Annotated in this window: 13 protein-coding genes and 1 other RNA gene; 2 read left to right on the top strand and 12 right to left on the bottom strand. The window is 51.6% G+C overall.

The window, feature by feature from the left end:
• Window positions 1-210 precede the first annotated feature (210 nt).
• The 12 genes from I6E38_RS11110 to I6E38_RS11055 all read right to left on the bottom strand — a co-directional run bounded on the left by I6E38_RS11110 (window position 211) and on the right by I6E38_RS11055 (window position 18,653).
• On the bottom strand, window positions 211-1,539 hold the full coding sequence (locus I6E38_RS11110; RefSeq protein WP_235394060.1) for an inositol-3-phosphate synthase: 1,329 nt from the start codon (window positions 1,537-1,539) through the stop codon (window positions 211-213).
• A gap of 177 nt (window positions 1,540-1,716) precedes the next feature.
• Window positions 1,717-2,208: a lipocalin-like domain-containing protein gene (locus I6E38_RS11105; RefSeq protein WP_235394059.1), complete on the bottom strand. Its 492-nt coding sequence runs from the start codon at window positions 2,206-2,208 to the stop codon at window positions 1,717-1,719.
• Window positions 2,209-2,256: 48 nt separating this feature from the next.
• Entirely contained in the window at window positions 2,257-3,012 is a 756-nt protein-coding gene (locus I6E38_RS11100) for a DUF1573 domain-containing protein (protein WP_235394058.1), read from the bottom strand.
• Between the two features lie 28 nt (window positions 3,013-3,040).
• Complete coding sequence (locus I6E38_RS11095; protein ID WP_475595051.1) at window positions 3,041-4,972, bottom strand: S8 family serine peptidase; 1,932 nt, start codon at window positions 4,970-4,972, stop codon at window positions 3,041-3,043.
• 174 nt (window positions 4,973-5,146) lie between these two features.
• Window positions 5,147-7,192 (bottom strand): BACON domain-containing protein, encoded by a 2,046-nt coding sequence (locus tag I6E38_RS11090; RefSeq protein ID WP_235394056.1) that lies wholly within the window; start codon window positions 7,190-7,192, stop codon window positions 5,147-5,149.
• A gap of 24 nt (window positions 7,193-7,216) precedes the next feature.
• Window positions 7,217-9,892, bottom strand: a complete 2,676-nt coding sequence (locus tag I6E38_RS11085; RefSeq protein ID WP_235394055.1) for a DUF4458 domain-containing protein — start codon at window positions 9,890-9,892, stop codon at window positions 7,217-7,219.
• 24 nt (window positions 9,893-9,916) lie between these two features.
• The gene (locus I6E38_RS11080; RefSeq protein WP_235394054.1) at window positions 9,917-11,461 is read right to left on the bottom strand and encodes a DUF5003 domain-containing protein; all 1,545 of its coding nucleotides are present in this window, start codon (window positions 11,459-11,461) and stop codon (window positions 9,917-9,919) included.
• Window positions 11,462-11,476: 15 nt separating this feature from the next.
• Entirely contained in the window at window positions 11,477-12,379 is a 903-nt protein-coding gene (locus I6E38_RS11075) for a DUF4984 domain-containing protein (protein ID WP_235394053.1), read from the bottom strand.
• 15 nt (window positions 12,380-12,394) lie between these two features.
• On the bottom strand, window positions 12,395-13,921 hold the full coding sequence (locus I6E38_RS11070) for a RagB/SusD family nutrient uptake outer membrane protein (RefSeq protein WP_235394052.1): 1,527 nt from the start codon (window positions 13,919-13,921) through the stop codon (window positions 12,395-12,397).
• Between the two features lie 21 nt (window positions 13,922-13,942).
• Entirely contained in the window at window positions 13,943-16,879 is a 2,937-nt protein-coding gene (locus I6E38_RS11065) for a SusC/RagA family TonB-linked outer membrane protein (protein WP_235394051.1), read from the bottom strand.
• A 442-nt stretch (window positions 16,880-17,321) separates the two neighbouring features.
• Window positions 17,322-17,713, bottom strand: an RNA gene (rnpB, locus tag I6E38_RS11060) — RNase P RNA component class A.
• 58 nt (window positions 17,714-17,771) lie between these two features.
• Window positions 17,772-18,653 carry a M48 family metallopeptidase gene (locus I6E38_RS11055; RefSeq protein WP_235394050.1) on the bottom strand — a complete coding sequence of 294 codons (882 nt, stop codon included), beginning with the start codon at window positions 18,651-18,653 and terminating at the stop codon, window positions 17,772-17,774.
• 171 nt (window positions 18,654-18,824) lie between these two features.
• Between I6E38_RS11055 and I6E38_RS11050 the strand changes: the two genes are divergently transcribed.
• A complete protein-coding gene (locus tag I6E38_RS11050; protein ID WP_235394049.1) occupies window positions 18,825-19,445 on the top strand; it encodes an FKBP-type peptidyl-prolyl cis-trans isomerase in 621 nt (206 codons plus the stop codon).
• 61 nt (window positions 19,446-19,506) lie between these two features.
• Entirely contained in the window at window positions 19,507-20,589 is a 1,083-nt protein-coding gene (aroC, locus tag I6E38_RS11045; RefSeq protein WP_235394048.1) for a chorismate synthase, read from the top strand.
• Window positions 20,590-20,703: the final 114 nt, after the last annotated feature.

Genomic DNA, 20,703 nt, shown 5'->3' with positions numbered 1-20,703 from the left:
AAGGTACAAAATTTCTATCACATTGAGGATTAGATAGTTGTAAATAATCTTAATATTTAACGACACTCCCTAAATAAATCGTAAATAAGCAAATACAATAACAAACACGTACGAATATGATGACAGCAAAGCGCCCTGCAAAGGCAAAAGCATTGACAATTATTAATGCTTTCAGCCTTTGCAGGGCGCTATGTTTATATTAGGACTCTTTTAGTCAATCTCTTCGTCAGCCTCGTAGCCTCCCATTTCGCGGATGGCGTTCTTCAGCATGGTGTACTGCTGGTAGAGGTGGTTGACGGGTTCCTCGCCCTTGGTGTAGTCGTGCATAGGCGCCTTGAGGAAGAAGCTGAGGAAGCGCTGTGTACCGTAGCGTCCGGCACGTGCTGCGAGGTCGCTCAGCAGGCAGAGGTCGAGCAGCAATGGAGCGGCAAGGATAGAGTCGCGGCAGAGGAAGTTGATCTTGATCTGCATAGGATAGCCCATCCATCCGAAGATGTCGATGTTGTCCCATCCCTCCTTGTTGTCGTTGCGCGGCGGATAGTAGTTGATGCGCACCTTGTGATAATACTGTGTGTCCTCGTCGTTGCCGTGGCCGTAGAGGTCGGGCTGGTCTTCGGGCTTGAGAATGGTCTCCAGGGTAGAGAGCTTGCTCACCTCCTTGGTGTGGAAGTTGGCTGGCTCGTCGAGCACGAGACCGTCGCGGTTGCCGAGGATGTTGGTAGAGAACCATCCGTTCAAGCCGAGACAGCGTGTGCCGATGATTGGAGCGAAACCGCTCTTCACGAGGGTCTGTCCGGTCTTGAAGTCCTTGCCTGCGATAGGCATACGGGTCTGCTCGGCAAGCTCCCACATGGCAGGAATGTCGACTGTGGTGTTAGGAGCGCCCATGATGAAGGGTGCGCCCTCGGTTAGGGCAGCGTAAGCGTAGCACATAGAGGGAGCGATGTGCTGGCGGTCATCGGCCTTCATGGCAGCTTCGAGAGAGGCAAGTGTGCCGTGTATCTGCATATCCACCGGTACGTAGATTTCGGTAGAGGCAGCCCAGATTACAACGATGCGCGAGCAGTCGTTCTCAGCCTTGAAGTCGCGTATGTCCTGACGCAGAGCCTCAACCATTTCCCAGCGTGTCTTGCAGTCCTTCACGTTGTCGCCGTCGAGACGCTTGGCGTAGTTCTTGTCGAAGGCAGCCTTCATGGGCACTATCTTCTCCAGTTCCTCGCGCACGGGGTTGATGTCCTTCTCCTTGAGCACCTCGGCATACATGGCAGCCTGGTAGGCGTTCTGCGGATAAACGTCCCATGTACCGAACACGATGTCCTTGAGGTCGGCAAGGGGCACGATGTCCTTATAGTGCAGATATTTCTTGTCGGCTCCGCGGCCGATGCGAATCTTGTCATACTGTGTCATTGATCCTACCGGCTTGGCAAGTCCCTTGCGAGCCATGAAAACACCAGTCATGTATGTGGTGGCAACAGCACCACAACCTACTACCATGATGCCGAGCTTTCCTTCGGCTGGCTTTACGATTGTCTGTTCCATTGTTATTTTAGATTTCTGTTAAAAATATAATTCAAAATTTTTAGTCGTCTACAAATGTACGGATTTTGTTTGGAAAAGGGACAAAAAAAGCGAATAATCAGCTATTAATTGCGGATTATTCGCTGTTTTTCACTCTTTTTATTGCGCAGGCTACGGCGAGGACGCCATAGCCTCCTATTACTCTGTCAGGTCTTTCGACTCGTTGATGATTTCGGCTGGCACTTCGGCGCAACGCTCGTAGCGGCTCACGTCGGCTGTGTCGTCCTTGCCAGTCCACACCATTGAGCCAGACTGCACGAGGCGGGTCACGATGTAGCTCTGGTTCCAGTCGCCACGGTTGTAGTCGTAGGTGCCGCTGATGACGTAGCCCTGATAGGGGTCGTTCTTGATGGCGAACGAGCCGGTGATGCGGCGGCCGTACATGCTGTCAAACTTCTGGTACATCACGTAGGTCTGCTCGCGGCGGTCGAACACGATGTAGCAGTAGGTGCCTTCGGGCACTTGCTCGCCGTTGTTCCACTCCACCAGCTTCCATGTGCCGTGCAGATTGGCAGGTGTCACCTCCATCGACGGCTCCTCCATCTCCTCGTCGTCGCTGCTGCACGATGTGAAGGTGCAGGCAAACAAGGCTACCACCAGGAGGGTGAAGAGTTTATATAAGTGTTTCATTGTCTTTGTTGTTTTTACTCTTTTTTACTCTTTTACTTTTTTACTCTTTTACTTTTTCAAGAGTTCGCGAGATACGCTGACCTGTATGGTTCGGTCGGACGGACGGGCGTCGAGCCCCTCAAGCACTACGGGGAAACTGAATGTAGCGGGCATTGTGGAGGGAATCTTGTCAGCCAAGATGGTGATGACAAGGTCGGCCTCGTCGCCGGGCTGCAACACCTCAGGCTCGGTAGACAGACGGGCGTAAGGGGGCAGCAGCAGACTGTTGATGCGCAGCGCCTTGTTGCCACTGTTGCCGCAGAGTATGCGTGCCGACGGCTGTGTGCCAGGCTTCACCTCGCTGATGCTCACCCTTGACTGCTTGAGCCGCAGGGCGCCCATCTTGTGAGGATAGCGTGCCCACACATCGGCTCCAGGCAGCACCTTGCCCGTAAGTGCGAGCTTGGCGGCAGGAGTGCCGGCTGCCTCACGAAGGTAGAGGAAAGCGCCGGTGTTGATGGTGCCGGGATAGCGACGGGGCGTGAAGGTGACGCTGACCTTGAACGCCGCACCGGGCTTCAGCTCCTTGCTGCTCACCGTAGAGCTGGTACATCCACAGGTGGTTTTCACCTGTGTGATGTGCAGCGTACGGCGGCTCACGTTGCGACCTGTGAAGGTATAGGTGCGCGGAGCGTCGTCTTCGGTCATCGTGCCTGCATCGATAACGTTGCGGTCGAACTTGAGCAGCCCGTTCTGTGCCATTGACGCTGAGGGCGACGACACGAGAAGAGCGGCTACCGAAACCATATATGCTAATGTCTTCATATCTCTATTGTCTGTATGTGGAGTTTTATTACATCCAACCGTTGCCGGCTGCGCTCTTGCGTACCGTAACCACTACCGTCTGGCTGGTGCCGTCGGCGGCTGTCACGGTGAGCGTGGTGCTGCCTGCGGCGAATCCCTTCACGCTGAGCACATTGCCCGACACAAAGGCAGAAGCCACATTGGCATTTGCCACGGTGCAGCTGTAGCCCGACATCTGACCGCCGAAGTAGCTGTCAAGACGCAGCGTTGAGGTGTTCCCGGTGGCTACGTACATGTTGGGCAGCTTCATGTCGGAGCTGTACTCCTTGTTCTGGATGTTGCTGAGCAGACGTGCAGCGTCGATGAGTCCGGTGCCCATCTTGCCGATGTACTTGCCAAGCTCTACGGTCTCGGGCGAAGCGCCTACAGTGGTGTGGTTCATATAGTAGGTCTTGGTGGCTCCGTTGGCGTAATGGCTGTCAAGGTTCTTTACCGATTTCTTCATCAGTGCGATGAAGTCGGCAGCACGATAGTGGCGATGCTGCTTGGCGGCGTAGGAAAGGCCCAACGCTGCCACACCCGACACGTGAGGACAAGCCATCGAGGTGCCCTCCATGTAGCCGTAGGCTGGCTTGCCGTTCTTGATCATGGTAGAGAGCACGGCTCCCTTCTGCTCGGCTGTCTCAGCCCAATACTCGTCCTCGGCCTCGCCTATCTTGCCGTAGTACTCGAGGTCGCCGCCAGGGGCGCTCAGTGTGACGAGCTGTCCGTAGTCGGTGTAGCAAGCCGGGGTGTAGTCGGCTGCAAGCGAGGCTACGCACACGCACTTGGAATAAGCACCGGGGAAGGCGGGATTGGGAGCATACTCGTTGCCAGCTGCAAATACGGGAATACCACCGTCGATGACGCCATTTGGCGAACCGGCATTGTTGATGAAGTAGTCGAGTGCCTCCTTCTCCAGCGGATAAGTCTCAGCCCACTCCTTCTCGGTAGCCGGTCCGGGCACGTAGCCCTGAAGCTCGCTACTCTCCGAAGAGTTGTAGCCCCAACTGCACTGGAGAATTACGGCTCCGTTGTCGGCTGCATACTTGATGGCACGTGCCTCACCGGCAAGGGTTACGCTGTTCTGACCGGAGAACACCTGGCACGACATGATCTTGACACCCGAGTCGGGGGTGCCGTCGCCACCTGCCACTCCGCACACGCCGATGCCGTTGTTGTTGGCAGCGGCTATGGTGCCTGCCACGTGTGTGCCGTGACCTGTGTCGTTGGCGTCCGACCATGATATGTTGCCGCTATCCTCAACGAAGTTGTAGCCGTGGAGGTCGCCCTCGTAGCCGTTGCCGTCGGCATCGGTCTTGGCTCCCTGTGTGGTCTCGCCCGGATTGCACCACATGTTGGGCGCAAGGTCGGGATGGGTGTACATCACGCCCTCGTCGAGCACAGCCACGATGATTGAGGGGTCGCCACTACAGGTCTTCCATGCCTCAAGAGCATTGACGTCGCATCCTGCTTCGGCACCGGCATTGTTGTCGTTGAGATTCTCAAATCCGTAGTTGCCCGCACCCAGGTTGCGATAGTGCCACTGATAGGCAAAGCCGGGGTCGTTGGGCTCGCCTTCGGCAGCAGCGCGTGTAGCCTTCTGCTGCAGCGCCTTGTCGCTGAGATAGATGCGCTTGGTATCGGTGCTGTAGGCGCGCTTGATGCGGCCGTTGGTCTGCACCTTAGAGATTTCGCCCAGCTGCTTGAGTCGCTCGGCGGCAGCCTTGAGGTCGGTGCCCTTGTCGAACTTTACGGTGTACCAGAGGTGGAGTCCTGCCTGGCGTGTACGTGCCTCGGTGTTGGCATCGACGGGGAAGACGCGCTCGAAGCTGTAGCTGCCCAATATGGCGAGCACCTCGTCGGTAGAGGGAATGCCCGAACGGGTAGCCTTGCCCGAACGGGTCTTGCTGAGCTGTGCCTGGTCGAGGATGTCGGTCATCTCGGGGCTGAACTTGATGAGCAGCTCACCAGCCTCAGCGTCGGCTGGGATGGTGATGTCGGTCTTGCCCGTAGGAGAATCGGCGGTTGGCAGGTTGTCGGCACAACCTGTCAACGCCAATGCGACCAATGCTATATAGAAATAATTCTTCTTCATTTGTCTATTTGTTTGCTTTTATTTTTTACTTCTCTTGTACTTGGCACGAAGTGCTGCCTCGTCAACGTCGCCGGCGGCAACGAATGAACGATAGTACAACGGATAGGCTACGCCCGGAACCTCATACTTTGAGCCTGGGTCCTTAGTGCCGTAATAGTACTCGGCGCTGTAGGTGTCCTCAGCCATGTTGCTGAATCCGGCTGCCTTGCCTGTTGTGTCGAAGCCACGGTCGGTCTGATGGAAGAACATCACTGCTGGGCTCCACATCACCATACGCGGATGGAACAATACCCACTTGGGCACGGCACCGGTGAAGAAGTTGAGGTTGAGCGACAACTTGCGACACTTGGGCAGTACGCGCGGCACTTGCATAGGATAGACATCCTCGTAGACAATGGTGCCATCCTTCTGCTTGCAGGTGATGGGGTTTTCACTCTTAGAGAGCAACCACTTGCAGGTGTCGCCTACGAGCTTGTCCTGCCAGTCGGCTTTGTCGGTAGAGAAGTCGGCAGCTGTGTAGCGTGTCGGCTTGCCGGCAGCCTTAAGTGCCTCGTCCATCTCCTCGTCGGTGGGCAGCTCGCCCTCAAGGAAGCAGTAAGACAACTCAAGGGCACGCAGATTGTCCCATGTGAGGAGCAAGAGGAACGCCTGACGCTCAGAGTACTCGTTGCTGATATTGCCATACAATCCGATGGGATAATTTTTGTAGACGTAGTTGCCATCGCCATCTTTGTTCAGACCGCTCATGTTGATGCAGATGTCGGTGCGACGCTGGGCGTAGAGGGTCAATGTGTGCAGATGGGGGAAGTTATGGGCATTGACTACCTTGGTGATGTCGGAGAGACGGTTGAAGTTGTTACTTACCAGATTGAGACTCTCCAATGTCTTGCCCAGCTTCTTGAAGTTGGCAGGCAACTTGACCAAGCCGTAAGCCTGGATGACGAGATTCTTGAGATGAGCAAGCTCGCAGATGTCTTCGCCAAGTTCCATGTTGCGTATCTGGTTGTTGGCGTTGCTTGCCAACGAGAAGGTTTCGAGATACTTCAGATTCTTCACTTCCTTAGGAAGCGTCTCGCCCGGCTTGAGGTTGAACATGCTGAACTTGACTGAACGCACACGGCCCAAAGCCTCAGGATGCTGCTTGACAAATGGGTCGGTGGCCTCCCAGAGGGTCACGCCACTCCAGTTGCGCATGTTGTCGCTGGTGTCGAAAGTGACCATGCTGTTGAGCTTCTGATTGATCATGATGACCGAGAGGGAGTCGCCAGCACGGTTGTCCTCAATCTTAGGCGCTGCCTCCTGACGAACTGTCAGCACTACGTCGGCTGTCTTGTTGCCATCGGCATCGACCAGCTCGTCGTCGGCATTGACCGGCACGAGGTGGACCTTAGCCACACGCACGGCAGGCACTACATTCATGTTCCAGCGGAATTTGAACTTGACGCTGCGCGGACGTGCCTTGCGGTCGAGCACAATGCCGAGGTTGGTGCCTACGAGCTTGTCCTCGTTCTTAGAGTTGAGGAGCCAGCCCTGACGCTCGCTCTCGTTGTCAGCCTTCTCGGCCTCGCTGAGATTGCCCTCATACGAATACTCGATGCTGCCAATCTTGCACTCTACATTGGCTGAGATGATGGTCTCGAAGGCGCGCTCGTCATAAGAGCCCGAGTTGTCTATCTCGACAAGCGGCTCGTTGAGGGCAATCTGCTTGCCAAATCCGAACTGCACTACCGATACGGTGCGGCGCTGGCCGTTGTCGCCGATGAAGGCGATGTCGGCTGTGCGGCGACCATTCATCAGCGTAGAGTCGACCACCACCTTGGCAGTGGCAGAACCCACACCGTTGGCAGGAGTGAGCATCAGCCACGGCTCAGCCACGCTGCCCACCCAATTCTGTGTGGCAGAAACGGCAAGCTCGGTGCTACCGCCCTCGGCTCCTATCTCGATTTGCTCCTTGTCAATGGCCAGTCCGCCGGGGATGGCAGAATCGTCGTTGTCGCTACATGATGTGGCAAGCATGCCTGCACCGAGAACGAGGAGCGATGTAAGGAATTTAATATATTTCATATTATCTTACTTGCTTATGTTTTTTTAGTTTTCAAGATTCAGAGCGTCGCAGCCGCGGATGTCCTGAGTCTTGTCGTAGAACAACTTGTAAGCACCTACCTTGATGTAAGGACAAACGCTTGTAACATCGATTGAGATGTTGGGGTTGTCGGAGATGTTCACGATATAGAGGTGAGAGGTCAATTTCTCGTCTACCTTGCGGATATCGTTAGAGCCTATTTGGAACTGAATCAGACTCGGACACTTGGTAATGCCTGTAGGCCATGTGCGCAAGGGGCGGTTGCCCTGGGCGTCGCGCTGATGGTTGATGCCGAACGCACGGAGGTTGGCACTGTTCAACGGCTGTGTGGGCACCTGGCTGAAGCAGTTGTAGCTCAGGTCGATATTGGTGATGTAGGGCATGTTGTCGCTCAAGAAGTCGTCAGAGAGTGACGTAAGCTTGTTGAAGCGGAAGTCCATCACCTGCAAGAGATAGGCATACTTACCACGGATAGAACCCTTGGGGATACTGGTCATCTGGTTGCCGCTCAGGTCGAGAGTGATGATTGGCGAGCCAGCCGAAATCAGCTCTGAAGGGAACTTGGTGAGCTTGTTGTTGGCAAGCGACACGGTAGAGGCGTTGATGCCCTTGTAGCCGCCAGTATTGTCTACACCCGATATCTCGTTGTTAGAGAAGTTGACCGAACCCATCACGTAGATTGAGCTTGCATCGAAGATATTGGGTATCTTCTTGAGCTTGTTGTATGAGAAGTCCAGACTCTCGGTGTTGTCAGAGAAGCCGCAGAGGTCATTTGGTATCTCCTCAATCTGGTTGTTGGTGAGATAGAGCGACGCCAACTCTACTTCCTTGCCAAAGGCATGCACCTTCTTGATGTTGTTGTTGGCGAGGTCGAGCAGACCAAGCTTCAACATATTGCGCAGTGCCCATGATGCAGGGAACTCTTCGAGATTGTTGTGGCTCAGATAGAGAATCTGCAAAGTCTTGCCTATCTTGCTTGTTGCCATCTGCTCCCAGTCGTCGCGCAGCTGAGCGGCTGAAATGCCCTTGTTGCGAGCGAGGTTGAATGCCTGAACATTCGGAAGATTGTAGTAGACCTCGGGCAGACGGGTGAGCTTCGGACAGTTGTAGAGCTCAAGGTCGGTGAGAGTGGTCATCTTGTCCCATGCCTCCTCGGTGAACTCCTCGGCAAAGCGATGATACTCTGACGACTCGTCGTCGTAGAACTTAGAGCAAACCTCGTCGGCTGTAATCGGAGAGTTGCCGATGTAGAACTGCTGCATCTTGGTGAGGCGATAGATGGCCTTAGAGATACCAGTAATCTTATTGGTAGTGAGACCTATCTGAGCGTCCTTCAGCTGAATGCGTGAGTCCTTCTTGATTGTATTCTTGGCGTTCTTGCTGTCGGAATTGAAGCTCTCGATAATCATCTCGGACATATTGGCACGCGGGTCGTACTTGAGGAACTTGTTCTCGTAGTCGTGGCGCATTGACTGCTTACGGGCTGCTGTGAGCTTGTTGGCATCATACTCATTAAAGAGATTGGCACCAATCTTCTCATCGTGCGAACCTAAGTTGAACACCTGAAGCTCGGTGAGCTGACCGATGGCGTCGGGCACGATACCCTTGGCACCGAATCCGGCAATGATAATGCCGATGACACGGCCGTTGCTGTTGAGCGTAACGCCGGGCTGCTCGCCCCACATGTCAAGCTCCTTGTTGAAGTTCCAGTTGGCGCCGTGGAATGTGGCGTCGCCATAGAAGCTCCAATCCTTACCCTGAAGCGACTCCCAAATGGCCTTCAGAGCCTTGTAGTCCTTGATGTACTCCTTGGTCTCAGAGAGGAGGATGGGCACCTGAGCGTCGGCAGTGAGCTGATTGTCGGTGATGACGAAAGCCTTGCCCTTGACGGGCTGTGTCTCGTAGGTGGTCTTCACAGCTCCGGTCTTGCCGTAAGTGGTGTACGACGTAACCTGATAGGTGCCGGCAGGAAGCCAGATGGTAGAGTCGCAATGGGCTGTAGCCACATCCATGTACTTGTCGTCGGCATTGTCGGGATTCTGATGCTCCTTGTTGCCTTCCTTGTATTTCACCTTAAGATTGTTGAAGGTGAAGGTCTCGCGTGTGAAGAGATTGGTGACGCTGACGTCGATCATACGGATGCTTGAGAAGAGATACTCACCGCTTCCGGCACGGGTCTCTGCCCACTGCTTGACGAGATCGAACTGCACCTTGCCACGCTCTACGGTCTCAACCATAAGGTCCTGAACGGTAAGTCCGCTACCCTGCACGGTAAAGGTCTCGCCTGCTGACGAAGCGAGCAACTCCTCGTCTACCCCATCGTAGAGATAGAAACCGATGATGGTGTAGGTGCCTGAGGCAAGCTGCAACTTATCACTCTTCAATCCGTACTCTGCATTCTCGGCATTGTAGGCATTGAGCGTCAATGTCTGCGACACGGTGGTGCCGTCGTGCTCCATGACAACCTTGATTTTCTTGGCATCGCCCAGTTTCTCAAGCTTGTCGACGGCAGCGGCACGGGTAGCTCTCGACGACACCTTCTTGGAGAGCATGAACTGCACATAGCCGTATGTGCCGTCCCAACGCTCAAGGGTGTCTTCAGAGCAGCTTGTCACTGCCATGGTGAGCATTGCCACCACGAGCAACAAGAATGCCTTGCTATAATTTGTGATTGTATTCATTACTTTGTGGTTTTACTTGCTTCTTTACTGCATTTTATTGATAACGACAACGCGCTTGTAAACATGCATGGCATCGTTGAAGCCAACAAGGATAGGAGCGGTAAGCTCGTCGGCCATAAAGCCAATGTAGATGCCCTTATCGTCCTGTTGCATTTCATAGCTGTCTACCGTATTGCCGGTGCCATCGTAGATTACTACGCCATCTCCTGCTGTAGGATCCCATCCGTCAATCTGAGGATAGATGGCTACGTAGCCACCGTAGACTGTCGACTCGAACACGTCGTTGCCGGTATAGCTGAACAGACCCTCGGCGTACGACTTATAGTCGGCATTGGTAGTCAGAGCGCAATCTACCTCCATGCCCATGCTGGTAACGATAGGTGCTGTGACTGTCGAACCGCCATGGCTGGCTTCCTTCTGCACGATGTCCATGAGGAAGTAGCGGTCGTAGTCGCTGCTTACAGTGGTGAAGTCGTTCTCAAGCATATCGTCAAGACCGTTCTCGAGTGTCTCGTAAACGCTCTGAGGCAATGCGTAAACGAGGAATTCACGGCTACCGCTGCTCAACGGTGCTACGGTGAGCTTAACGTTGCCCTTATCGCCCTTCAGCTGTACGGCATTGCTGTCGTCCTCGAACAATCCATTTTCACGATTCTCGAATACTACCAGCTGGTAAGCATCGCCAAATGTAGTGAGTGTGAAGGGTACGAAGTTGTGGAAGGTGAACTCGTTTGTAACGTCGCCATTAAGGCTTGAACCGTTCTGTGTGAACACCTTACCGTCGAGCGACACATTCCATACAGCCCACTGTGAAGCTGTAGGATAAGTGATGTCCATGGTGTTGGTGGTCATACCGTTATAGACAACGGGCACTGTCACGGCTGCCTTGCCATCCTCCGAAGCGAAGGTGATAGTGTAGTTGTCCTCCTTGGCAATGACATACTTGGCACTCATGCCTGCGTTCTCCTTGAATGCAGCACCGCCTACGGCATCCTTGTTGGGTGTGCCTACGAGGAATCCACCCTCCAACTCTACCCATGCAGGAGTGTTGGTAACGGCAAAACGATAGTTGGACTTAACTGTGAACTTGTTGTAGATAGGCTGGCCTGCAATGTCCTTGTAGCCTACGGTGATACCGGTCTGGGTGATGTCGTTGCCCAACTCGTCGTATACCTTAAGCTCGTAGCCAGTAGCCGAACGCTGAACCTCAGCGACAGCCACCTTCTGTCTGCCCATTGAGAGGAAGAGCTGAGCCACACTCATCTCCTTGCTTGCGTCGTCGGCAGTGAGCTTAACCTTGATGGTCTGCTTGCCGGCAGCACCATTGAGCACGAAGGCGTCAGTGTTCTCGCCCTGAGCCAACTTACACCAGATGGCTGATGAAGAGAGGCTCCAGTTGTCGTTGGCCTCGAAGGTGAAGTCCAACTCGTCGCCAGCGGCACCGGCAATGGTCTGTACCGTAGGGAATACGGGGGTTGTGGCATCGTCGTCGTCGCTACAAGCGCTAAACAAGGTCACTGATACCAGCGCCATGAGCACGAGCCAATATTTTGAAATCAATGTTTTCATTTTGTTTTGTCGTTTTTATAATCCTTGTTCTTTAAGTTTCTCTGCCTCGGCATCGCTTATCCACTCAAACATTGAGATGAATGTGCCTACTGTACCGAATGACGAACCGTCCTTGTTGTCAACGCTCATCGAGACATACTGCAACACGTAGTTCTGGCAGGTGTTATAATAAGATGTGTAGATAGAAGGCTGGCTGATGCGCAACTTGCCGTCGCCATAGATGGTGCCGAATGCCTCACCGGTCTCACCAGCTATCTGGTCGTCCATCTCTACCTTAGGCTCAAGAGGATTTTTGGTGTTGAACTTCAGCTTAAGGTCGTAGCCCTTATAGTAAACATCCTTGAGGAGCACGGTGTTCTCCTCGCCTTCTACCACCTCGGTCTTGATAAGACGGTTGGTGACGTTGTTAAGATACTGGCTGTAGAATGTAGACGTTACCACACACCAGCCTGAGAAGTTGTGGATGTCGAACGGACAAGACTTCTGCATCACTACGTGGGTGTAGTCCTTGTAAAGGTCGGTCCAGTTGTACTTCTCGGGAACCACCAGCTTAAGGGTGAAGCCGAGCGAATCTGTCTTGCCTATGTTTTCGTAAACGCCCTGAACCTGCACGTTGCCTACCATCTCGCCCGCCTTGATTGTGACGGTGTTGTTGAGGATGCGATAGTGGCGACCCTCAATGGCGTTGCTCTGCTTGGGCACAACTTCAACAGCAAAGGTGCGGTCGAAGTCGGCCTTCTCGGTAGCCGAAACGGGGACGTTGAACACCTCGTTGGTCTCCTGTACGGCATACTGATAGAGCGTATCAGAGAACATGATGTGGCTCGGACCAGAATAATTGGTATAGTCTTGCGAACAGCTTGCAAGAGCGATGAGTGCAGCTACGGCTGACAAACATCCCATCATTATTTTCTTCATGATCGTCTCTTTATTTTATTTGTTACTTTCATTAGGCTCAATCTGCGAACCCGGCGACTCAAGCTCGTGCTGCGGAATTGGCCATACGAAGAAGGCGTCGTCCTTCTCTACCTTGAGGTCGCTCTGTACGAAGTTGGCTGCGGGCTGGTCGGCTATCTTGCGTTCGAATCCCTTGTGCCAACGCTTGAGGTCGATCAGACGGAAGCCTTCCATGTAGAGTTCCTTGACACGCTCGCCCTCGATTATCTTCAGGGCGTTGCTCTCGCTGAGCGATGTGTTGCCACCGTAAGACGAGTAGCGGGCAGAACGGAGTGTTGTGATGTCCTTGCCAGCCTTGGTGTAGTCGCCCTTCATAGCGTAAGCCTCAGCACGAACCAGATACATCTCCGAGAGACGGAACACCATTGGCTGATGTACGTGCAGGATGTTGTTGTTCAAGAAGGTGGCATCGCCAAAATACTTGCTCAACAAGGGCCACTGCAGTCCGTGCTCATAGCCTGTGACACGAGTGGTGAAGATGGCAGCAGCACGAAGGTCGTTGTTGTCGAACGAGTTGATTACCCATGTTGCAGGCACATAGTCGGGACGGTAAGTCACATAGTTGAAGTTGTCGAAGATGGTGCCCAGGGCGCCACCATAACTATTGATTGTGAATCCTACCTTCCAGATTGCCTCGCGCGAGTCGCCATAGGTCCAGATGTACTTGTAATCCTTCACCTGATTAGAATAGGTGTTGGAAGAAGCCTTCTCCAAGGTGTAGTACTTGCTGCTGATAACCTTCGATGCGTACTTGATAGCATCGTCGTACTTATGCATATATAATGATACGCGCGCACGCAAAGCATGGCAGGTGTACTCGTTGAAGTAGATTTCGTTGTAAAGACTTCCGGTGAAGTCGTCGTCTACCTTAAGATATTCGGCTGCCTTGTCGAGGTCGGCAAGTACAAACTCGTACGACTCCTTCAGGCTGGCACGCTTCTGAGGCTCGTTGCCATGATAATGCTCGGTAAGCACTACGCCAAGCTCGCTGGCTGCCTGCTCGTCGCTGTCGTAAGCCTTACAGTAGCACTTGATGAGCTCAGAGTAAGCCAAGGCACGAGCAAAACGTGCCTCGCCCTCATACTGCTCCAACTTGTCGAGAAGCTTGTCGCTATTGGTGTTGGCTCTCACCTTGTCGAGATTGTCGAGCAAGAAGTTGCATCGGTTGATGACGCCGTAGAGGTCGGCATAAACAGCCTCGATGTCGGTGTTGGTGGCCTTGATGTCCTTCCAACGATAGATGTCGCCATAGGCATTAGAGTAGCCCTTCACGCAGAACACGAAGTCGGCCTGCAAATCGGGCAAAATGGTAAGATTGCCAGAATACAAGGCGCTGCTCTTGAAGCTGTCGTAGATACCTATCACTAGCTTGTCCACATCCTCTACTGTATTGACAGCCTCGTCCATGCGGATTGAATCCTCAGGATACTTGTCAAGACAAGAAGACATAGAGACGGCGAGTATTGCCGACAGCACACATGTCTTTATATTATTGATATTCATTTTTGTAATCTCCTTTCTTATTTAGAATTGCAGTTCCACACCCAGAGTGAACTGGCGTGATGCCGGATACTGTGCCTGGTAAATATTCGAAGAAACCTCAGGATCAAGACCGTTGAAACCGGTGATGGTGAAGAGGTTCTGTGCCTGACCATAGATGCGTGCCATGGTGAAGAACTTGCTCTTGCGCAACAGGCTCTGTGGCAGTGAATACGACAGGCTGAGATTCTTCAGACGGAGGAACGATGCATTCTCAAGGAAGCGGTCGTCAAGCTGTATCACCTCACCCCAACAAGGAATGTCGGTGATGTCGCCTGGCTGCTTCCAGCGGTCGTAGAGCAAGCGCTTCGACTGGTTGTAGGCAGTACCGAACATGATGCCGCTCTCCTCGAAGAAGCGGTCGTTGTTGATGACGTAGCGTGTGCCAATCCAACTGAACTGGGCTGAGAGCTGCAAGCCCTTCCAGCGGAGGCTGGTGCCGAAACCACCCATCCAAGGTGCATCGTAGGTCTTGCCGGTCATCACCTTGTCGCCCTCGCGGAACTCGTTGGTGATGTTGCCGTTCTTGTCGTACCAGAGCTGCTCGCCATTGGCTGGGTTTACACCGGCGTAACGGTTGAGATAGAACTCGCTGACAGAGTGGCCTACTACGTACTTCAAACCTGTGGTTGAGTTGACATACTCGGTAACGCCATTGTAGAGTTCCTTCAGACGGTTCTGATTATAAGATACGTTGGCGCTCACGTTCCATGTGAAGTCGCGTGTGCGGATGATGTCGCCATCAGCGCTCAACTCAATACCCTTATTGGCCATAACGCCCACGTTCTTCCAACGATAGCCCTCGCCAGTAACTGTATATGACTCAGGCACACGCATAAGCATGTTAGAAGTACGCTTGTAGTAAGCCTCAAAGCTGAAGTTGATGCGATTGAGGAATCCGAGACGAAGGGCGAAGTTGTTTGCCCATGTCGACTCCCAGCCCAACTCCTCGTTGCCGCTCTGCGAAGGGAAGAAGCCTGCAGTGTCGTCGTAGTTGGCACCACCCGACACGAGTGCCAAGTGATAATAGTTGGGAATCTCTGAGTTGCCCGAAGTACCGGTGCTGACTGCAATCTGAGCATTGCTTAACCAGTTCATTTCCTTCAGCCAATCGGTCTGCTTGACATTCCACATGAATCCAAGCGACCAGAAGGTACCCCAACGATGGTCTTTACCGAAACGTGAAGAAGCATCGGTACGCAGAGAGAAGTCGGCATAGTAAAGCTCCTTGTAGTTGTACTCGCCACGCATGAAGAATGACATGTATGAGTAATCAGACGAAGAATCTGCCCAACGGCTGGCACGTGTACCAGAAGACACGTTTGTCAGAAGGTCGCTGGTCTGACCCTTGGTGTAAACGTTGAATCCCTCAGAGTGATAGTTGACAGCCTCCTGACCCAACATCACATTGAAAGCATGACTCTCGCCCAGATTGAAGCGATAGTTGGCTGTTGTGGTCTCAGTGAGACTGAGCGCGTCGTTGCTCTGACGAGCCGCTGTGCCCTGGCCATTGTTTGACGAAAGGCTTGGGAACGACTGGAGGAACGCTGTAGAATGAGTGAAATCGGCACCGAACTGAGTACGGATTGTAAGATTCTCAATAGGATAAATCTCGGCGTACATCGTAGAGAGCACCTTATACTTCTTGTTCTTGATAGGGTTCTTGCCCATGTACACAATAGGGTTCTCGCTTGTGCCAGCCCAATCGCCCTTGGCGAGCGAAGCCAGACTACCGTCCTTGGCATACGGACTCCAGTAAGGCAGCATGAAGCGGCAGGCAGAAATAGGAGTAACGGTGGTGTAACTGCCATCGTCGGCCTGCTGTGCCTCCTCGTAAGCAGCCATTGTGTTGGTGCCTATCTTCAGCCACTTGCTTGCCTTGACATCGGCATTGGTGCGAAGATTGTAACGGCGGAAGGTAGAATTCTGTGCAATACCGTCCTGGTCGTAGAATCCACCTGACACGTAATAGTTCAAACGATCGGTGGCACGATTGACAGAAAGCTCGTAGCTCTGGAGCGGAGCACGGTCGTTGAACACCTCGTCGAGCCAGTTGACATTAACCTTCGAGAGGAGGTTGTAGTCCTTGCCGGCATCCAGACCTACTTCCTTCTCAAACTGTATGCGCTCGTCGGTGTTCATCATCATCCAGTTGTTCTGAGCCAACTCAGAGAAACCGTACTGGGCACGCAGAGTAATCTTGGCATTGTCAAGCGACAGACCACGCTTAGATGTGATTACAACCACACCATTGGCAGCACGCGCACCATAGATAGATGTAGAGGAAGCGTCCTTCAATACCGAGATGCTCTCGATGTCGTTAGGACTGAGGGTGTTGAAGTCGGAACTTGAGATGGGTACACCGTCAAGAATAAAGAGCGGCGACTTGCCCGAGTTGATTGAGTTGGTACCACGAATCTGGAAAGTAGCCGCCTTGCTTGGTTCGCCCGACGAACTGATTACCTGCAGACCTGTACTCTGTCCTTGCAGTGCCTGGTCGAAGCTGGCAGCTGGGACATTCTCAATCTTTTCAGACTTCACAGACGAAACGGAACCCGCAATGGTTCCCTTCTTACGTACGCCATACGCCACTACCACCACCTCGTCGGTAACCTTCGAGTCGGACGACAGCTTCACGTTGAGCGTGCGCGTCTGTGCATTGACAGGATGCTTCTGAGTAACCGTGCCGAGATACGAAATCACGAGCGTAGCCTTAGATGCACCCTTCACCTCAATGACGTAGTTGCCGTCAATGTCGGTAACCACACCATTCGTTGTTCCCTCTTGAAGTATTGTTGCACCAATCAGCGGTTCGTTGTCTTCAGCAGACACGACCGTTCCCTTGACGCTGAAATTCTGCGCCAAGGCTGTTTGTACAGTCAACACAATCAGAGAGACAAGCAATAGGGAAAATCTTCTCATCTTGTTTGTTTCAATTGTTGATTATAAAATGTTTATTAATTATTATCCTTTTTTTGATTTGTAAAAACAATAAAGAAATCAGTGACTCTTCACCAATATTTTCTATACGTTTCACAACATTATGTTATAGATCATATTTATTTTATTAAAAATGTGTTGCAAAATTACTAATAAAATCTCGTTTAATAGATTCTACATTGTTAAAATGTCGATTTTATCACCGAATAGGCGCAAAAACAAGTAATTATGCTAAAATAATTCACAAAAATATTCACAATTATTACTTTTGGCAACAATATTTGCAAAAGATGCGAATAAAAAACTATCCGTTCCGACCATAAAATGAAAACACGGACAACCGGAATGTCAAAGCAAACCAATTGTCCGTGTTTATCAATTTGATAAATCAGCGTTTATCGATTAAATAAAAAAGAAAAAGAATGGAAACAGTGCCTCTATAAGCCGGGTTCCGTTTCTCGTGCGCCATTACTGACGCAAGAGTCTTCTGTCATTTATCTACTACGCAAGTCACCCTGCGTCTCTAGCATTCTACCCTCCACCGTATCCTCGAAAGGAAATCGGACGGGACGCCCTCAAACGATGGTATACATGAACTTGCAGCCCCCAGATGGTACAGCCCGATGATCGCCCACCGGCTGGTGGTCTCTTACACCACCTTCTCACCCTTACCACACACGAAGGTGTGGCGGTTGTTTTCTTCTACCGACACCTGCCGTCGCCGACAGCTTCTACTTTCGGAAGTGGGGTTCCCTATGCTGCCCGGACTTTCCTCTCCTGCACATACGCACAGCAGCGACAGAACCGAAGCACTGTTTCCAATTGAGATGCAAAGATACTGCAAAAAATTGGATTAAACGAAGCGAAAATAAGTTTATTTCCTTCTCGTTGTAGTTTTACGTACAGTTTTCTTTGCTGTTGAAGTTGTCTTCTTGACAGTGGTCTTTGGCGGATTGTAGTAGGTCAAAGCCTCAGGCAACTCCTGCTTGATGGCTGCAATACGCTTGGCGTCAGAGGGGTGGTCGCTGAACATGTCGCTCTGATTGCTGTTATTGCCCTGCGACATACGCTGCCAGAAACTAACAGCCACATTGGGATCGTAGCCTGCCATTGCTGCAAAGATGAGTCCCATACGGTCGGCCTCGGTCTCGTTGTCGCGCGAATACTTCAGACTTCTGAACTGCAATCCCTTCTGAGCTATAATCTGTGCCAACTGTGTAGTAGACGAGCTGACACCGGCGGCATTAAGCACCGAGCCAAGAATCTGGGTGCCGTACTGATTCTTTATCTGCTTGCTCATCTGCTCGGCAGAATGCTTTGCCACTGCGTGAGCAATCTCATGCCCGAGAACGATGGCAAGCGACGCCTCGTTCTGAGTGTAAGGCAACAGACCCTCGTAAACCACAATCTTGCCACCAGGCATGCAGAAGGCATTGGCGCTCTTGTCCTGCACAAGATTAAACTCCCAGCTGTACTGATTTATCTCAGATGCCAATCCGTGATTGCTGAGATAAGCCTCAACGGCTGTGGCAAGCTTCTGACCTACACGTTTCACCATTGCGGTATTGGCGGCATTGGTAGAAATCTTGGCAGACTTCATATAATTGGTGTATTCCTGATTGCTAAGCGAAAGAACCTGCTCGTCAGATACAAGGATGTTCTGCTTGCGACCTGTAATAGGCACAGTACGTGTCGTACCACATGAAACAACAATGGCGGCAACAAGTGCCATCAATACAAATTTTACTTTTTTCATAACTCTAAAAACATTTTTGTTGTTATTATATGCTGCAAAAGTATATAAAAATAAGATATAAAGGAAATTTATCAAATAAAAATATCGTACCTTTGCACTATCTTTGTACTATCTTTGCACTATTTATGTGCAATTTGTTTGAAATAATATAAAAAACAAAATAATATAAAAATGGAAAAAGAGACAAACAAACTTATTGCTGCACACTATCAGCTTTTCACTATCAACGAGAATGGCGAACGTAACCTCGTAGAGGAAACCACTCAGGAGCAGCCTTTCGTATTCATCACTGGCTTTGGCACTGCTCTTGACGCTTTCGAAGATATCTTGAAGAATCTGGGACGCGGTGAGAAGTTTGACTTCGAATTGGACAAAGACAAGTCGTTTGGCGAATACGATCCGAAGCGAGTAATTGAACTGAACAAGGAGATGTTCACCGTTGACGGACACTTCGACAGCAAGAACATCTTCAAGGGAGCACAGATTCCTCTCAAGAACGAGGATGGCAACTTCTTCATCGCAAAGGTTATGGAAATCGGTGCTGACAAGGTGAAGGTAGACCTCAACCACCCACTCGCTGGCAACAAGCTCAACTTCAAGGGCTACGTTATCGAGAACCGCGAAGCTACAAACGACGAAATCCAGACTCTGCTCAACCATATGAACGGAGGCGGTTGCGGTGGCCACTGCAGCGGATGCGAGAATGAAGATGGTTGCAAAGGCGAAGGCGGATGCGGACACCACGACGAGAAGCACTCGAAAGAGGGCGGATGCTGCGGACACTGCCACTAATATAGAATAAAACAAACCCTGCTTTCGACAAGAATACGGAAGCCAAGCAAATAATCTAATTATGCGAAATACATTTGGAAACCTTTTCACGCTGACCACATTCGGCGAAAGCCACGGCCCTGCTATAGGCGGCGTTGTGGACGGAATGCCTGCGGGAGTAGACATCGACATGGACTTCATTCAGGAAGAACTCAACCGCCGACGTCCAGGACAAAGCAAGATAACAACATCGCGCAACGAACCGGACAAAGTGGAGTTTCTCAGCGGTGTGTTTGAGGGAAAGTCAACCGGCTGCCCAATAGGATTTGTAGTGCGCAACACCAATCAGCACTCTAACGACTACGACAACATGCGTTCGGTGTTCCGCCCATCACATGCCGACTTCACATACACAAGCAAGTATGGCATACGCGACCATAGAGGTGGCGGACGCTCATCGGCACGCATCACAATAAGCCGTTGCGTGGGCGGAGCATTGGCTAAGCTTGTACTGAGAAAACTTGGCGTCAGCATAACAGCGTATACGTCGCAGGTGGGCGACATAGCTCTCGACCGCGACTACAGAAAATATGACCTCTCATTGACTGAAAGCAACATCGTAAGATGTCCTGATGCCGACACTGCCACAAAGATGGAACACCTCATAAGCGAGGTGAAGAAGGCCGGCGACACAATTGGAGGCATTATAACATGCGTAGTGAAAGGTTGTCCAGTGGGCATAGGCGAACCGGAATTCGGCAAGCTGCACGCAGTACTCGGTGCTGCAATGCTTGGCATTAATGCAGCTAAGGGATTCGAAATAGGTGAAGGCTTTGATTGTGTAACATCAAGAGGAAGCCAACAGAACGATATTTTCACTTCCGACAACGGTACAATACACACAATGTCAAACCATAGCGGTGGAATACAAGGAGGTATTAGCAATGGCGAAGACATATACTTCAGAGTGGCATTCAAACCTGTTGCAACTATCCTTCAAGAGCAACCTACCGTAGACAAGGAAGGCAACAAGACCTCGCTCTGTGCACGCGGACGGCACGATCCATGTGTGTTGCCACGTGCAGTTCCGGTTGTTGAAGCCATGACCGCCATGGCTATTTTAGACTATATTATGGTGAACAACAGTATTAAAGCAGAATTTTAACACACGTTGTGATATTTTTTATACTTCTTAGCCATTTTTTCGGTTCTTCCGTTAAATGCATAGATAGAAAAAAAATATTTATATTATGATAAAAATAAAGCTGGCATCATCTAT

Source organism: Leyella stercorea, assembly GCF_021531355.1.
Taxonomy (GTDB): domain Bacteria; phylum Bacteroidota; class Bacteroidia; order Bacteroidales; family Bacteroidaceae; genus Prevotella.
This window is presented reverse-complemented; position numbering and strand designations above follow the sequence as displayed.

Bases quoted from the DNA above. Each gene is read 5' to 3' on its own strand.
- I6E38_RS11070 (WP_235394052.1), bottom strand. From the start codon at position 13,921: ATGAATATCAATAATATAAAGACATGTGTGCTGTCGGCAATACTCGCC.
- I6E38_RS11080 (WP_235394054.1), bottom strand. From the start codon at position 11,461: ATGAAAACATTGATTTCAAAATATTGGCTCGTGCTCATGGCGCTGGTA.
- I6E38_RS11055 (WP_235394050.1), bottom strand. From the start codon at position 18,653: ATGAAAAAAGTAAAATTTGTATTGATGGCACTTGTTGCCGCCATTGTT.
- I6E38_RS11095 (WP_475595051.1), bottom strand. From the start codon at position 4,972: ATGACCGACATCCTCGACCAGGCACAGCTCAGCAAGACCCGTTCGGGC.
- I6E38_RS11050 (WP_235394049.1), top strand. From the start codon at position 18,825: ATGGAAAAAGAGACAAACAAACTTATTGCTGCACACTATCAGCTTTTC.
- I6E38_RS11075 (WP_235394053.1), bottom strand. From the start codon at position 12,379: ATGAAGAAAATAATGATGGGATGTTTGTCAGCCGTAGCTGCACTCATC.
- I6E38_RS11065 (WP_235394051.1), bottom strand. From the start codon at position 16,879: ATGAGAAGATTTTCCCTATTGCTTGTCTCTCTGATTGTGTTGACTGTA.
- aroC (WP_235394048.1), top strand. From the start codon at position 19,507: ATGCGAAATACATTTGGAAACCTTTTCACGCTGACCACATTCGGCGAA.
- I6E38_RS11085 (WP_235394055.1), bottom strand. From the start codon at position 9,892: ATGAATACAATCACAAATTATAGCAAGGCATTCTTGTTGCTCGTGGTG.
- I6E38_RS11100 (WP_235394058.1), bottom strand. From the start codon at position 3,012: ATGAAGACATTAGCATATATGGTTTCGGTAGCCGCTCTTCTCGTGTCG.
- I6E38_RS11110 (WP_235394060.1), bottom strand. From the start codon at position 1,539: ATGGAACAGACAATCGTAAAGCCAGCCGAAGGAAAGCTCGGCATCATG.
- I6E38_RS11105 (WP_235394059.1), bottom strand. From the start codon at position 2,208: ATGAAACACTTATATAAACTCTTCACCCTCCTGGTGGTAGCCTTGTTT.
- I6E38_RS11090 (WP_235394056.1), bottom strand. From the start codon at position 7,192: ATGAAATATATTAAATTCCTTACATCGCTCCTCGTTCTCGGTGCAGGC.